15 protein-coding genes are annotated in these 15,096 nt (G+C 50.3%); 2 read left to right on the top strand and 13 right to left on the bottom strand.

Annotated features, from left to right (window positions below; genetic code table 11):
- Window positions 1-52: 52 nt before the first annotated feature.
- Window positions 53-1,243 carry an efflux MFS transporter YdeE gene (gene ydeE, locus ACMGGS_RS17830; protein ID WP_414163741.1) on the bottom strand — a complete coding sequence of 397 codons (1,191 nt, stop codon included), beginning with the start codon at window positions 1,241-1,243 and terminating at the stop codon, window positions 53-55.
- A gap of 183 nt (window positions 1,244-1,426) precedes the next feature.
- On the opposite strand from ydeE, the gene eamA reads away from it, so the two are divergent.
- Window positions 1,427-2,326, top strand: a complete 900-nt coding sequence (gene eamA / locus ACMGGS_RS17825; RefSeq protein ID WP_414163740.1) for an O-acetylserine/cysteine exporter — start codon at window positions 1,427-1,429, stop codon at window positions 2,324-2,326.
- 71 nt (window positions 2,327-2,397) lie between these two features.
- Here the strand turns inward: eamA and ACMGGS_RS17820 are convergent, their stop codons facing one another.
- The 9 genes from ACMGGS_RS17820 to ACMGGS_RS17780 form a co-directional block, all read right to left on the bottom strand.
- The gene (locus ACMGGS_RS17820; RefSeq protein WP_414163739.1) at window positions 2,398-3,759 is read right to left on the bottom strand and encodes a hypothetical protein; all 1,362 of its coding nucleotides are present in this window, start codon (window positions 3,757-3,759) and stop codon (window positions 2,398-2,400) included.
- A 24-nt stretch (window positions 3,760-3,783) separates the two neighbouring features.
- Window positions 3,784-5,139 (bottom strand): gluconate:H+ symporter, encoded by a 1,356-nt coding sequence (locus tag ACMGGS_RS17815; RefSeq protein WP_414163738.1) that lies wholly within the window; start codon window positions 5,137-5,139, stop codon window positions 3,784-3,786.
- Window positions 5,140-5,236: 97 nt separating this feature from the next.
- Complete coding sequence (locus tag ACMGGS_RS17810; RefSeq protein WP_414163737.1) at window positions 5,237-6,028, bottom strand: DeoR/GlpR family DNA-binding transcription regulator; 792 nt, start codon at window positions 6,026-6,028, stop codon at window positions 5,237-5,239.
- A gap of 10 nt (window positions 6,029-6,038) precedes the next feature.
- Window positions 6,039-6,695, bottom strand: coding sequence for an aldolase (locus ACMGGS_RS17805; protein ID WP_414163736.1), 657 nt, complete (start codon window positions 6,693-6,695; stop codon window positions 6,039-6,041).
- Window positions 6,688-7,947 (bottom strand): 3-oxo-tetronate kinase, encoded by a 1,260-nt coding sequence (gene otnK, locus ACMGGS_RS17800; RefSeq protein WP_414163735.1) that lies wholly within the window; start codon window positions 7,945-7,947, stop codon window positions 6,688-6,690. The genes ACMGGS_RS17805 and otnK overlap by 8 nt, the downstream gene beginning before the upstream one ends.
- A gap of 332 nt (window positions 7,948-8,279) precedes the next feature.
- Complete coding sequence (marB, locus tag ACMGGS_RS17795) at window positions 8,280-8,498, bottom strand: multiple antibiotic resistance protein MarB (RefSeq protein WP_414163734.1); 219 nt, start codon at window positions 8,496-8,498, stop codon at window positions 8,280-8,282.
- A 30-nt stretch (window positions 8,499-8,528) separates the two neighbouring features.
- Window positions 8,529-8,912, bottom strand: coding sequence for an MDR efflux pump AcrAB transcriptional activator MarA (marA, locus tag ACMGGS_RS17790; protein WP_176917351.1), 384 nt, complete (start codon window positions 8,910-8,912; stop codon window positions 8,529-8,531).
- Between the two features lie 17 nt (window positions 8,913-8,929).
- Entirely contained in the window at window positions 8,930-9,364 is a 435-nt protein-coding gene (gene marR / locus ACMGGS_RS17785; protein ID WP_176917352.1) for a multiple antibiotic resistance transcriptional regulator MarR, read from the bottom strand.
- 239 nt (window positions 9,365-9,603) lie between these two features.
- The gene (locus ACMGGS_RS17780; protein ID WP_414163733.1) at window positions 9,604-10,794 is read right to left on the bottom strand and encodes a sugar transporter; all 1,191 of its coding nucleotides are present in this window, start codon (window positions 10,792-10,794) and stop codon (window positions 9,604-9,606) included.
- A gap of 199 nt (window positions 10,795-10,993) precedes the next feature.
- On the opposite strand from ACMGGS_RS17780, the gene ACMGGS_RS17775 reads away from it, so the two are divergent.
- Window positions 10,994-11,782, top strand: coding sequence for a PhzF family phenazine biosynthesis protein (locus ACMGGS_RS17775; protein ID WP_414163732.1), 789 nt, complete (start codon window positions 10,994-10,996; stop codon window positions 11,780-11,782).
- Window positions 11,783-11,817: 35 nt separating this feature from the next.
- On the opposite strand, the gene ACMGGS_RS17770 is transcribed toward ACMGGS_RS17775, so the two are convergent.
- The 3 genes from ACMGGS_RS17770 to ACMGGS_RS17760 form a co-directional block, all read right to left on the bottom strand.
- Window positions 11,818-13,137 (bottom strand): MFS transporter, encoded by a 1,320-nt coding sequence (locus ACMGGS_RS17770; protein WP_414163731.1) that lies wholly within the window; start codon window positions 13,135-13,137, stop codon window positions 11,818-11,820.
- Between the two features lie 64 nt (window positions 13,138-13,201).
- Complete coding sequence (locus ACMGGS_RS17765) at window positions 13,202-14,152, bottom strand: phosphoglycerate dehydrogenase (protein WP_414163730.1); 951 nt, start codon at window positions 14,150-14,152, stop codon at window positions 13,202-13,204.
- 52 nt (window positions 14,153-14,204) lie between these two features.
- The gene (locus ACMGGS_RS17760; protein WP_414163729.1) at window positions 14,205-15,086 is read right to left on the bottom strand and encodes a dihydrodipicolinate synthase family protein; all 882 of its coding nucleotides are present in this window, start codon (window positions 15,084-15,086) and stop codon (window positions 14,205-14,207) included.
- Window positions 15,087-15,096: the final 10 nt, after the last annotated feature.

Below are 15,096 nucleotides of genomic sequence, written 5' to 3'. Positions count from 1 at the left end.
ACCAGCCTGTTTTCAGGCTTTATTCTCAGGCTGCGAGGAGGCTCGCAACGTCTCAGTTTGTTTGCACAACATCATGAATACGCTTGCTACCCATCCCGCGGATAATCATCAACCAGGCCAGGACGATGGCCGCCATTAAAATAACAAATAATGACCAGTGCGGGAGATGGGTTAATATTAATCCGGTCGCCAGCGGGTTTGCCGCTGCACCCAGCCAGCCCAGCGCCTGAGCAGAAAAATAGCTCGCTTTCATTCCCGGCGGCGCAATATTATCAATTAACATGTATTCACCCGGTGCATATATTATCTCCCCAATGGTAAATACCGCTGCCGATATTCCCCAGACGACCAGATTTACCCCCGAGAACATAAATCCCATCAAGCCTGCCACGAAGAAAACGGTGCCGACAGTCATCAACGGACGTAAATTTTTTGCCGTTAACCGACGACCAATCGAATACTGTAACGTGACGACCAGCGCGGCGTTAACCGGCAGCACCACCGCGACCACATGTTCGGCAACGTTGCTGTCGGCGACTGCCAGCACGTATTGTGAAATGCATGATGCAAAGGAGCCGCCGACAAACGAGGCCAGAAAGCCTGACAGGGTAAACCAAAACAGCGCTTTATCCCGCAGCAGAACGGAAGGTGACCAGGTAACAGGTTCGCCATTGGCATTGCTGGCCGCGACCCGCTGCACGAAACGTCCGATAAACACCAGCGGGAAGGCGGCGCAAAATGCGGCCAGCCAGAAAGGCAAATTCAGACTGTACATCACCAGCAGCGTGCCGATCGGCGGACCTATCGTCCAGCCAATATTCAGAAAACTGTAGTTAAGCGAAAATATCCGCGCTTTCTCTGTCGGAGAAAGAACATCGGCAAACCAGGCTTTCAGAACGGTGGCAAAGACCGAATATGCGCAGTTAATCATTGCAAAAAATATAACGACCAGCGCTACATTATTCACTGCGGGAATAGCAATAAAGCCAAGGATAAATACCAGTATTGAAACCAGCATATAGCGTTTTTTATCAAATTTATCCGCCATAATGCCGAAACCCAGACTAAATACGACGCCAATGGTCAATGCGACAGTCATCGCATAGCCGATTGCCTCAACGCTCATCGCATAGCGACGCGTGAGATAAATCGTCATAAAGGGAAGGGTTGCCCCGCGACCAATAGTTAAAAGTAATGACGATGCCAGCAGCGCAGTAATGGAGCGCCTGGTTGATGTGATCATTTTCCTGCCCGACAAGTGCTCTGTTTCATTATTTCGTCTTATCAGAAATATCATGCAATAAGAACAATGTATAGCGCGGCCAGGGGTAAGGATGGCCTACCAGAAATAATGATCTGTTAAAGCATCTTTTTTTCCGCTAACGTGGGACAGTTCACATAATTCTAACAATTACAGAGGCAGGGTATGACGCGTAAAGATGGGCTACTGGCGCTGCTGGTTGTCGTGGTTTGGGGGCTTAACTTCGTCGTCATCAAAGTCGGATTGCATAATATGCCCCCGCTATTGTTGGCTGGCCTGCGCTTTTTGCTGGTGGCCTTTCCTGCCTTGTTTTTTGTGGCCCGGCCGAAGGTGCCGCTGCGTTTACTGTTAGGATACGGACTCACCATCAGCTTTGGCCAATTCGCTTTTCTCTTTTCGGCGATCAAATTTGGCATGCCCGCAGGGCTGGCGTCACTGGTTCTTCAGGCGCAGGCTTTTTTCACCATCCTGCTTGGCGCGTTTGCGTTTGGTGAAAGGTTGCAGGGGAAACAGCTGGCCGGAATTACCCTTGCGGTATTTGGTGTGCTGGTGCTGATAGAGTCGAGCCTGAACGGACAGCATGTTGCGGTGCTGGGCTTTATGTTGACGCTGGCCGCCGCGCTGAGCTGGGCCTGTGGCAATATTTTTAATAAGAAAATTATGCAGCTTGAGAACCGTCCGGCAGTGATGTCACTGGTGGTGTGGAGTGCGCTTATTCCCATCGTGCCATTTCTGTTGGCGTCGCTAATATTCGACGGTCCCGCAGCGATCGTGCAAAGCCTGGTGGCAATCGATATGACCACCATTTTGTCGCTGATTTACCTGGCATTTATTGCCACCATCGTGGGCTACGGCATCTGGGGTTCATTGCTGGGACGCTATGAAACCTGGCGCGTTGCGCCGCTGTCGCTGCTGGTGCCGGTGGTTGGATTAGCCAGTGCGGCACTGTTGTTGGGAGAAACCCTCAACCTGTTACAACTCGTGGGCGCGACGCTGATCATGGCAGGGCTATATATCAATGTGTTTGGCTTGCGTTTTCGGCGGGTGAAAGCGGTCAGGGGATAAACCATTATGACGGCAGTTCGGGTACAGGTGATCAAAAGCCTGAACTCCCGGACTGCCGTTTCTGCCAGCGGTTAAAAAGTTTCCTTCCACGCGGTATACAGCAGCGAATCTTCTATTTGCAAAGCATCAAGGGGAATCAACTCGCCTTGTGGAATATCACGGGTTAATACTTTATTCGACAGCAGGTAATAAGGCGCAATGCCTGCACCAGCGGATTTTGGCAATAGCCGGGCGCTGACGTTGGGGATGGTATGATGATGACCACCCATTTCCAGCAGTTCTCCTTTTTTCAGCGGACGATCGGCATACCCTGCCATCACCGCGTGGATCTGCTGATTAGTCGCCCCGGAGGCGCGATGGTGCAGAACTGCAGAAAATATGGAGAGCGGCGATTCCAGTCCCATAATGTGATACGGCAGGTAAATACAGGCGTATTTTCCGTTTTTGCTTACCACATGCCCTTTGCCAGCCAGCATTTCCCAGGTGGCGTTATCTTTACAGCGCACAATGATAAACACACCGCCGCCAAAGCTCACTTCGTCATCGCGACGCAGGCAGTTAAACACATCAACCACGCCATGACGCGTCAGGATACCGCCATCCTCCTCGGGAATAAAAATATCAGCCAGCTCGCTGATATGGCACATCGGATAGCTCATTTCATCGCACGCCGGGGTTAACGCGGCGGAGTTTGCTACCACGTTCATTTCGCAATAGTCCGGCGTGGCGCTAAGCGGCAGCATACTGAGTAGTGATGTTCTCCTGGCGAGCGTGGCGGCAATATCGTCGCTTAACTGCCAGCACTCCGTCAGACCACTGACCTCAACCTGACGATCGCACCAGGTGATGGTGTTGCTCACAGGCGACCAGACAAAGTCATACTCACTGGATTTACCGGCAGCGACAATTTCCAGCCCCAGAACGTGCGCCCAGGTGATGAGACCCAGCAGATTCGAAGGCTGATCGCCATCGACAGTGGTGTAAACCGCATCATGTTTCAGCGCCAACTGATTCAGCCACGGACCCGCGACAGAATCGGTTTCTTTACTCACCATACCGACATGAACGCCGCGCTGTAATGCATGGATAGCGATAGCGATGCTGATCTCGGGTTTACCAGTAGCCTCAATCACCATATCCAGATCGAGCGCATCCAGAAGGGTGTAATCGCGTATGATGGCGGTTTTTCCCGCCTGCTGAGCGGCAATCGCATGGGCGGCGTCTTCGCAAATTTCCGCATCAGTACAGTAGTTAAGATCGTTAAGTAATGACTTTGAGCCTTCAGTATTCAGGTCGCAGAGGGCGATGATCTTTATTGACGGAATTTCCCGACATTGCACCAGTAATGAGCGACCAAATCCTCCCGATGCCCCGGTGATTGCAATGCGTATCTCACGGGTATTTAACGTGTCAAACAGCAATCTGTAGTTCATGTTCTTTCCTCATTCATAAACAGGTTAGCCAACGAGGGCATTAAGCAATAAAACGAAAATCAGACCGAGAACTGACAAGAACGACACCAGCAGAGTCCAGCTTTTCAATGTCTCGGTCACCGTAAGCTGAAAATACTCTTTAAACAGCCAGAAACCGGAATCATTCACGTGCGATAACATCAGACCGCCCGTGCTGGTCGCCAGTACCAGCAGTTCGAGGTTCACACCGCTGTGGCTGGCCAGTGGAGCAACGATCCCGGCTGTAGTGACCACGGCAACGGTTGCGGAACCAATGGCAATGCGAATTAAGGCGGCAACAACCCACGCCAGTACCAGTGGCGAGATGTTCCAGTGCATTGCAGAGTTAGCAATCAGCGTACTGACATTGGTCGCCAACAGCATCTCTTTAAACCCGCCGCCAGCGCCGAGAATAAGGATGATGGCAGCGCACGGGCCGAGGCTTTTGCCGACGATTTTTTGTAACTGGCTCATGCTGAAGCCGCTGCGCACGCCAAGTGCCCAGAGAGAAAACAAGACGGCAATAAGAAGCGAAACTATCGGGTCACCAATTGTGTTAAGCAATTCCGCAGGAACGGTGCCAGGTTCCACGTATCCTTTTGCCAGTGTTTTGAACATCATCAAAATTGGCGGCAGCAGGATGGTGAGCATCGACATCGCGAAGGAGGGCATATTCTGGCGAGTCGTCTCCTGCTCATTCTCTTTAGTTTGCATTTGACGATAATCCTGACGGCGCAGATCCGGAAACACCTTTAACGCAAAGTGAGTAAATACCGGGCCTGACAAGATAACCATCGGAATAGCCAGCAATAGTCCGTAGAACATACACATACCGGCATCAGCGCCATAGGTTGTCATCGCAAGCGTTGGTGCGGGGTGCGGCAACATTAAACCGTGGGCAACATATAATCCTGCCGCCAGAGGAATACCAATACGTAACAACTGACTGCGGGTACGGCGCGCAATGACATACACCAGCGGCACCAGCATGACAAAACTGACATCGAAAAGGTGTGGAAGGCCAATGATCAGTGCGGCTATGCAGATAGTCAGGGGGATCATGCGAACCGAGCCAAGACGAATAAAGGTATTGGCAATCCTGTCAGCCGCACCCGACTCCAGCATAACGCCGCCGAGCATGGTACCCAACCCCACCACCAGGCCGGTTGACCCTAATACGCCGCCAAAGCCTTTCTCAAAGCTTTTTATTGTTTGCGTTGGCGACAATCCCGCAGCAATACCTAAAAAACCTGCCGCAATAATTAATGCCAAAAAAGGATGGAACTTAAACTTCGTAATCAGAATAACTAATATCGCAATAGATGCAATGAGTGAAATAAAGTGGCTGATTTCAAATTGCATAGAGCCTCCGGGCTGACTGGTGCAGTAGCCTTATATTTATAATTGGAAACTGGTAATAGAATTTATCGATTGTAGGGAATGAGTAAAAATCTACATTTTATTTCTCCTTGCTATTCCATGCATGACTCACCTGGTGCAGGCGCAATGGTAGCTGTTGTAATTTATTGATAGCTTCTGCGGGAAGCTGATCGTCGCAAATAATGTCATCGATTTGATCAAGATGACAAATATGGAACATGCCGTATTTGCCATATTTACTGCAATCTGAGACCAGCACTTTATGCCGGGATGAAGCTATGACTGCCTGTTTTACCAGCATTTTTCCTTCATCAGGCGTGGAGATGCCGTGTTCACAATCCCAGGAGCTGGTGCTTATAAAGGCAATATCAATATTGTACTGACGAATAAACTGAGCCGCGCAATTTCCCACCGCTGAACGATTGCGAACGTCAACCCGGCCTCCGGTATGAAACAATTCGACACACGATGTCGACATTAAAAAATCTGCAATCGTAAAATCATTCGTAATAACGGTGACTTTTTTTAATTTATTAGCAATGACCTGGGCGATTTCATAGGTCGTCGTTCCGGCATCGAGATAAATCACGCTGCCTGAATCAATAAATTGCTCGGCAATGACCCCGATTTGTCTTTTAGTTGAATGATGGAGCATTGCTTTTTCAACGTAAGGTAATTCCTGAATAAGCACTTCATTCAACTTAGCACCACCGCTGATGAATTTGACTCTCCCTTCGTTCTCCATTTCTTTTAAGTCTCTGCGAATGGTCATGTGCGAGACACCGAGTAATTTAGCCAGATCGCCGATCGCTGCGTGTGCATAACGGTGAAGATGACTGTAGATAAAAACGCGGCGCTCGTCGGGCAACATTTCAGTATCCTTAGGGGGCTGGAGGCGTAGTGTTGACGCTGAAGCGTGTTTTCAGTTCATTGACCTGTTCATCATTCAGCATGTTCATTCCGTGGGGCCTGATCATAAACCAGATCCGTGCGGTATCTTCCAACTCTTCGGCATTGAATGTCGCCTCGCGCAGCGTGGTGCCCCCAATAACAGGACCGTGATTCGCCAGCAGCATCGCATTATGATCCGGGGCCAGTTTCGCCACTTCATCCGCCAGATCCGGATGCCCGGGGCGTAAATAGCGGATCAGTGGCAATTTACCTGTGCGCATAACGAAATAGGGCGTAATAGGCGGCAGGCAGTCATCCGGATCCAGATTTGGCAAACACGACAATGCCGTCAGAGAGGTAGAGTGAAGATGCACAATACCACCAATATCGGCGCGCTGGCGATAGAAAGCCAAATGCATCAATGACTCTTTCGACGGTTTTTCTCCTGAGAGCCACTGACCCTGCGCATCAAGTTTGCTGAGGGTTGAAGGATCGAGAGAGCCAAAACTGGAGTTGGTAGGTGTCACCAGAAACCCTCCCTCCGGCAGGCGCGTACTCATATTTCCTGCGCCACCGCTGCTATAGCCGCGCATAAACATTGAACTGGCCAACGTGACCATCTGCTCCCGCAGTTGTAACTCATTCATTAAAAAGCTCCTGAGCTTTGATAAAAAAGCGCTCGTCACCAAAATTACCTGATTTAAGCGCTAACCACATATTGCGCGAGACATCCTTTACCCACGGAACACCGGGAGCAATGGACTGGCCGATGGCAAACCCGTTTACGCCGAGGTGCTGAACTAACAGGCTGGAAGTTTCGCCGCCTGCAACAATGATTTTATTCACCCCGTGATGCGTTAGTTGCCTGGCAAGCGCAGCAATAAGCGACTCGATAGCGATGCCGGCAGCTTCTGCGCCATAGCGTTGTTGTATCACTTTCACCTCGTCGGCGGGACGCGTGGCATACACCATCGGCGCCAATGAGTCCGACTGGGATAAATACCAGCTGACCAGTTCATCCAGGTAGGCTGTTTTATCGTGTAACGCGCGTTCAACATTAATAGACAACGAAGGCGCGTACTGGCGATAGAAAGCAACCTGACGGTTGGTCATTGTTGAACTACTGCCCGCCAGCACCAGGCATTTTCCTTCAGTACCGGGAGTACAGATATCCGTGACGTTACGCGTTTCAGGCGCGAGGAAGGCCAGTGCGCCCGCCAGCCCTGAACCGCCAGTGAGTAAGAGGTTTTCCGGGATTGCCGCCGCAAGCACTTTCAGATCTTCATCGGTCATGGCATCCAGAACCGCGTAGCGTTTGTTTTGCTGTTGCAGAGCATTAAGTTGATGGGTTACCGCCTGACGGCCAGTCCGCACGTGATCCAGTGATACCAGGCCACACTGGCCTGATGCCTGTTGTTCCATTACGCGCAGCAGATTTGCATCGGTCATGGGGGTGAGCGGATGGTTTTGCATCCCGGACTCATTGAGTAGCTGACCGTTCACAAAAAGATGACCATGAACAACGGTTCTGCCATTCACCGGCAGTGCAGGGCATAACACTGCCATTGGCGATTGTGTGAGTTCCAGGAGCAGGTCCGTGACCGGGCCAATATTGCCTGCCGGACCAGAATCAAATGTTGAGCAATACTTAAAATAGATGCGCTGACAGCCCTGAGACTGGAGCCATTCGCAGGCTTCGCGAGTCAGACGTTTTGCCTCATTAACCGGACAAGAGCGGCTTTTCAACGAAATAACTACTGCATCGGCATGGGTGATATCAATGCTCCTGTCGGTAATACCATTGAGTTGTATGACCTGCCAGCCTGAAAGTGCAATAAAGCTGGCGATATCGGTCGCTCCTGTAAAGTCGTCTGCAATGATGCCCAGGCGTATGCTCATACTTTTTATTCCAGCGCTACGTTGTGATGATGTGCATTATTGTGAAGGGTATACTTTCACATTAAGATGATGAATATCACAAAAAAACGCATACATTTAAGGTTGTATTAATTAATAAGTTATTGATTTTAAATCAATAATTACGTTTTTGCGTCTTAACAACGCTCTGTGAAATTCTGTGAATGTTGTGATTTTATGTGTGGAACGAACTTGAGAAGCGCGGCGATATTGATTGCGTGCGTTGCAGCAGGGGAATTTATTACCGGGACGTGATAAACAAAACGGCAGATTGGGCGGGCAAAAAAAAGCCCCGCGCAGGCGGGGCAAACGAATCACAGGCTGTGCTGATTATAATAAGGCACACCCAGTGCGTCGGATTTGTCACTTCCTGTACCCATATGATTAAAATCAAAAGGAGACTGGTCAGACGCTGAAGGGATGATTAACGTCGCGCGGGCGCTACCATCAGCAGGGTGACGAGGTTGCTCCGCAAAGCTCTGACCGGCGGTCAGCATCGCTAATGCAAAAGTAGCGGAGACGAGCAGTTTCATGATTTCCTCGATACGTCTTAAAACAGGCGATTAGTGATTACAGTGATTTAACGGTTGTAGATAGCGTGCTTCGCCCGGCATATCCATGATCCGGTACTTGTGCGGCGGCACGTCGAAGTAGTTCTTGAACGTTCGGGTCAGCGTTTGCTGCGATTCAAACCCGTAACGCTCAGCCAGATACAGGATCGGCTCGTTACTTTGCTTCAGCTTCCTGGCGATTTCCGTCAGCTTACGGGTGCGAATGTACTGGCCCAGCGAGTGTCCGGTTTCTTTTTTAAACATTCTTTGCAGGTGCCATTTTGAGTAGCCTGAACGTTCGGACACTTTCTCCAGTGACAGCGGTGTCTCCAGATTGTCTTCGATCCAGTCCAAAATGCTATGAATGGTAATGGCGTCAGTATTACGTCTGGACATCGTCTTACCTCTTATGTTTACGGCAGGACTTTCTTGAGCAGGTATTCAAGAGTAGCCACTTCGTCCGCCGATAAGTTTTTTGTTAGTTCCTGATGCAGATCTTGCCCAACAAGCTGATGACACTGCTCACAAATGGTGGTGCCTTCCGGCGTCAGTCGTACCAGCACGCCGCGTTTGTCATTGGGATTCGGCAAGCGCTCAACCCAGCCTTTACAGACCAGTCTGTCGAGCATACGAGTCAGGGCGCCCAGATCGACCGACAGCACTTTTTTTAGCTCGACAGGGGTGACGCACACTTCGCAGCGAATAGAGCAAAGCACTTTGAACTGTGTGGCCGTAATGTCCTGCGGCGAAAGATAATCGTTGAGCAAGCGGTCTTTTTTTTGGTTAACCATGTGGATCAAACGTCCCAGCGGAATGATTTCGTTAAACAGATCCCCTGAACTTTTCACAATGGTTGCCCCGGCAAGTATATTAGTTGCGGAGGATATTATTGCCCAGGCAAACATAAGTCAACTGAATGAATAAGCTGATGCCACGATTTGCTAAAAAGTCGTTTAAGTCCGCGTCCGCCATGGGGTTGTAGTGCAACGAGAGGATATGTTGTCGATGCGAGAAGAGTAAAAAATAAACGGTATTATTTGCTGTGATGATGATTTGGGGCCAGTTAACGGCCCCATTCAATACGCCATTATTGCGTTTGTTCTTCCAGTGAAACCGGCCAGCGGCGGAAAATAATAACCGCCCAGATCAGCGCGGCCAGTGCCGGCACCGCACCGACATAGCCGATGGCCGCCATCGAAAAATGGCTGCTTACCTGGCTGCCCACCAGCGCACCGGCACCGATACCAATATTAAAAATGCCTGAGAACAGCGACATGGCGACATCGGTAGCATCCGGAGCCAGCGCCAGTACCTTCACCTGCATTCCCAGCCCGATGATCATAATTGCCACGCCCCAGAACACGCTCAGGATAGCCAGATGGTTTTCATTTTGTGCGGAGGGAACCAGTAATAGCAGGCAAATAAACAACAGGCCAATAGCACCTGAAATCAGGGTTGAGGCGTGCAGGTTGCCCAGCTTGCCGAAAAGCAGGCTACCGAGAATGCCGGAACCACCGAGGATCAGCAGCAGCACCGTCGCAAAATTACCACTCAGGCCGGCGACCGTTTGCACAAAAGGCTCAATGTAGCTGTACGCCGTATAGTGTGCTGTCACGACCACCACCGTTAAAAGATAGATGCTCATCAGCGCCGGGCGACGGAACAGCAGCGGCAGGCTTTTAAGAGAACCTGAATGCTCGCTAGGTAGTTTCGGCAGCAGTTTAATCAGGCACAGCAGAGTAATCAGTGCGCCGGTACCGATGGCAAAGAAAGTGGTACGCCAGCCAAAGTACTGGCCTACTATGCGGCCAATCGGAATACCCAACACCATTGCCAGCGCGGTCCCGGTAGCAATCAGACTCAATGCCTGCGCCCGCTTCCCTGGCGGGGCGAGGCGAATGGCAAGCGAGGCGGTAATCGACCAGAATACCGCGTGTGCAAACGCAATGCCGATACGACTAATAATCAGGGTGGTGAAGTTCCAGGCAAGAAAAGACAAAACATGGCTGGCGATGAACAGGACGAACAAGCCAATAAGCAATTTACGTCGCTCCATCTGGCTGGTCAGCAGCATAAACGGCAGTGACATCAGGGCAACCACCCAGGCGTAGATCGTCAGCATAATACCGACCTGCGCGGTTTCCATGCCGAAGCTCTGCGCAATATCGGACAGCAAACCCACCGGTACGAATTCAGTGGTATTAAAGATGAACGCTGCAATGGCAAGCGTAACCACCCGCAGCCACGCGACTTTGCGTGAAACAGTATTCGTTGTCATAGAGATAATCTGGGTTGGTTGTACAGAAGAAGAGGAGATGATCTTAAAACTATCGCTGGCGCAAATACAACCATTTTGTGACCCAGATCTCAATTTAACCGGTCGAAAATTAAAGATTCGTTATAGTTTGTATTAACGCTGGCGTAACCCATGGACGTCATGTCAGCGTAGTAGCGAGATAACAACAAGAGGAAAGATCATGCGGTTAATTGATTATTATATGGTCGATGCGTTCAGTGAACGCACTTTCGGCGGTAATGCCGCCGCCGTCTGCCCGCTGACAGACTGGTTGCCGGATGAGATCATGCTTAACATGGCGCGGCAACATAATCAGTCTGAGACCGCGTTTTTCGTTCCACATAATGACGGATTTTCCCTGCGCTGGTTCACTACCCGTAACGAAGTCAATTTATGCGGCCATGCTACGCTTGCGGCGGCACATGTAATTTTCAATCATCGGGGCTATACCCGACCAGCCATTATTTTTGATACTGCCTCTGGCAAGCTGACGGTCAGTCGTAATGATGACTGGCTGACTCTGGATTTTCCGGTGGATCGTACCGAACCGCAAACACCGCCAGCTGCCTTGCTGCGCGCGTTAGGTATTGCGTCATATCAGGCGGCGCATAAAGGCCGGGCATGGCTGATTGAACTGGCAGATCGCCAGCAGGTTGAAGCGGTTAAGCCTGATATCGCCGCAATGGTGCCGGGCGAGCATAAAGTCACCATCACCGCGCCAGGCGGGGAGGGATATGATTTTGTCAGCCGCTTTTTCTCACCAGGCGAAGCGGTATGGGAAGATCCGGTGACCGGTTCGGCCCATACGATGTTGATCCCTTACTGGGCGCAAAAGTTGGGTAAAAACCGCATGTTTGCCCGTCAGGTGTCAGCCCGTGGTGGAGATATTCGCTGCGAGTTGAAAGGCGACCGGGTATTGATGAGCGGGCAGGCGAAAACCTATATCGTGGGCAAGTTGATGCTCGATTAAAAAAGCGGCCCGGCAGCGACGCCGGGCTATAATGACTAATGTTGTTGAACGGTTGCTAAATCAGCTGTTTTTGGAGCATCTACAACAATTGGCTCGACCTTACCCATTAAGAAGAGATAGTTCAGGATCCCCACTACCACCAGTACGGCTGAGAACACCAATGCCCAGGTAAACGATCCCGTTGCCGCCACGATGGCACCGGTAATAATCGGTCCTACTGCACCGCCCATGTTTGACACGGTATTTTGTAAACCTGCCACGATGGAAACACTGTTTTTGGGCGCAACATCACCCGGTAAGGCCCAGACCTGAGAAGCGGCTACGGTCGTTCCTGATTTTGCCACGCAGAGCAAAAATACCGTCATAAATACCGAGTCGGTGAAAGGGGCAAATCCAATACATAGCGCCATCACTAAACCGAGCGTCAAAAACAATTTACGTGTGGCGGTCAGCGAGAGGAGTCGTTTATGAACAATACGGTCGGATGCCCAACCCGCCAGAACTTCAATTACCATGCCACATAACAACGGCAGGGCGGCGACCATCCCCATTTTTATGAAATCCATTCCCTTATCTTTAACCAGGTAAGTGGGTAGCCAGGTAATAAAAAAGTATGAAGTATAGTTAATGGTGAAGAAACCAATACACATTGCCCAAATATTCCGATAACGCAATAATTTGTACCAGCGCATAGGTAATACTGATTTATCACCATGCTTCTGGCGTTGCCCACCACGAATATGGTTAATTTCAGCCTGACTGATTTTTTTATGATCTTCAGGATTTTCCGCATAAATAAAATACCATGCAATAACCCACAGGAGCCCGACGCTACCGATGATTAAAAAAGTGAGTCGCCAGTCAAACTGATAGATCATCCAGACGATCAGTGGCATAGCAATAGCACCGCCAAACTTAGAGGCGCTATCGAACAGACCAGAAACGGTTGCGCGCTCCCTGTCCGGGAACCAGCGTGCAGCGATACCCGCATTACTGGGATAGGCAGCGGCTTCACCCACGCCCAGCGCAAGACGCAGCGCCAGCAGTGATTTAAACCCGGTCGCCAGACCCATCATTGATGTCGCGATAGACCACCAGGCTACCGCCAGCCCAAGCCCTTTTTTCTGCCCAAAGCGATCGGCAAACCACCCGGCAGGGATTTGCAATAATGAATAAGACCAGAAGAACGCAGCCATAATAAACCCCATCATTTCGGGGTCCAGAGACAGTTCATCTATAAGATGTGGGGCAGCGGCAGATAATACCGTACGGTCGATATAATTGATGGCAATAGCAAGCCACATTAACCCGGCGATCCACCAGCGAATACGTGTTTTATCAGTTATATTATTCATATATCTGGCTCATAAGTAGAGGTTCGTTGTTGTAGGGCAGTAATAAAAGAGGTCCGCCATTATTTTATAGTGAGTTCATGATATTAACGGGTCGCTGCTTGTGAATGATGCAGCTAATAATATTATTGACGCAGAGCTCACTAATGTTACTTATCGCTCCGTCGGTATAACCCGCAATATGGGCTGTGGGCAAAAAATTAGCCAGGGAAAATAACGGATGGTTCTCGCAGGGCTCCTGCATAAAAACATCACATGCCGCACCCGCGATAACATGGGTGGTGAGCGCCTGATAAAGCGCCTCTTCATTGACAACGCCGCCCCGCGATACATTGATTAAAAAGGCGCTCTTCTTCAGACTTTGTAACCGGGCCATATCGAATAAATCTTTGGTCTCTGCGGTTAACGGGGTATGTAGCGTTATGAAATCGCTGGCCTCGCAAAGGGTATCCAGCGACACATATTCAATATTATTTTCCTGCGCGAATTCGGTATCCTGCCAGGCGTCACACGCCAGAATGCGCATGTTAAACCCGCGCGCACGCAAAGCGACTTGTTTACCAATGTTGCCTAATCCAACGATGCCAATCGTCTTACCATAGACATCGGTGGCAAAAATCCGAGGCCAGTGGCCCGCACGAGTTTCCTGTACCGCCTGAGTCAGTTGTCTGGCGCAACCCAGTACCAGTGAAAACGCAAAATCAGCGACGGCATGTTTATTGGCATTCGGTACGTTAGTCACATAGATGCCGCGCTTGTGTGTGGCGTCAAGATCGATATTGTCCACGCCAACGCCGTGCTTACATACGATTTTGAGCTGGGGAGCAAATGCAAGCATGGCATCATTGATTTCTGTAAATGCCACTATCATGGCAACGGCATCGGCCAGATGTGGCTGAAGCATACTCAACGTGGCATCGGCAGGTAAGCAAATTAGCTCCAGATCGGCATCCTGCAAGGTGGCCAGCGGACGTGCGTCATATTTAGCGAATGAAGGTGAAGTACAAATAACTTTCATAATTCGATCCTCTGGTTATAGCGGCCGGATATGCCGCTACAGGGTTTAATTACTACAGCCAGCGATGAACAATTTGCTTAATCTGCTCAAGTTGAGTGGTGCTAAAATGCACCGCATAGCGACTATTGCCTACATCATGTCCCATAAGCTGTAGCGCTTTTTTCACCGCAGCGGGCGAAAAAGCCACTTTATACAGTTCGGTGCGTAGCCCCGTAACGCTTTCCTGTGCCTGATGTGAACCAGCAACATCGCCCGCTTTAAAACGTGACCAGATAGCATTAATTTCGCCTGGCGCGACGTTTGCCAGCCCGGAAATACAGGCAGAACAGCCGTCAACGAATCCCTGATGTATTAATGAGTCCGGTCCATTCAACACATCAAAACCATCAATATCTTTTACCGCATCCAGAAAGTTGCTCAGGCTTTCATAACTGCCCGCGCTGTCCTTAATACCAATAATATTGGGATGGCTGGCGAGAGTGCGCACCGTTTGTGGCTCAAGGGTGTTTCCGGTACGTGCCGGGATGTTATATAAAAAGATCGGGACGCTGAGGGCATCAGCCACGTCGGTGTAGTGAGCGATCAACTCGTCCTGTTTTAACGGCACGAACCAGGGAGTGATCACCGAGACGGCATCCACGCCCAGTTTTGCAATCTGTTTACCCAGGCGAATGGTCTCACGAGTAGAGATTTCACCAATATGGGCAACCACGCTGGCGCGGCCTGCAACCTCATCAACACAGGTTTCGGCAACGGTCACTTTTTCTCGCTCATTGAGAACAAAAAACTCACCGTTGGTGCCGCCGCAGAAAATGCCATTCCCGGCATCAAGCTGCCTGTTTACCTGCTGACGTAGCGCCGGGGGATTCACTGCACCATCACCATCAAAGGGGGTGACAATAGCGGTCAAAACACCTTCAATTTTCTTATTCATTATTCTCTCC

The sequence above is a fragment of the Superficieibacter sp. BNK-5 genome, from assembly GCF_047456055.1.
Taxonomy (GTDB): Bacteria; Pseudomonadota; Gammaproteobacteria; order Enterobacterales; family Enterobacteriaceae; genus Superficieibacter.
Note: the sequence above shows the minus strand (reverse complement) of the source record. Positions and strands in the feature narration are given on the sequence as shown.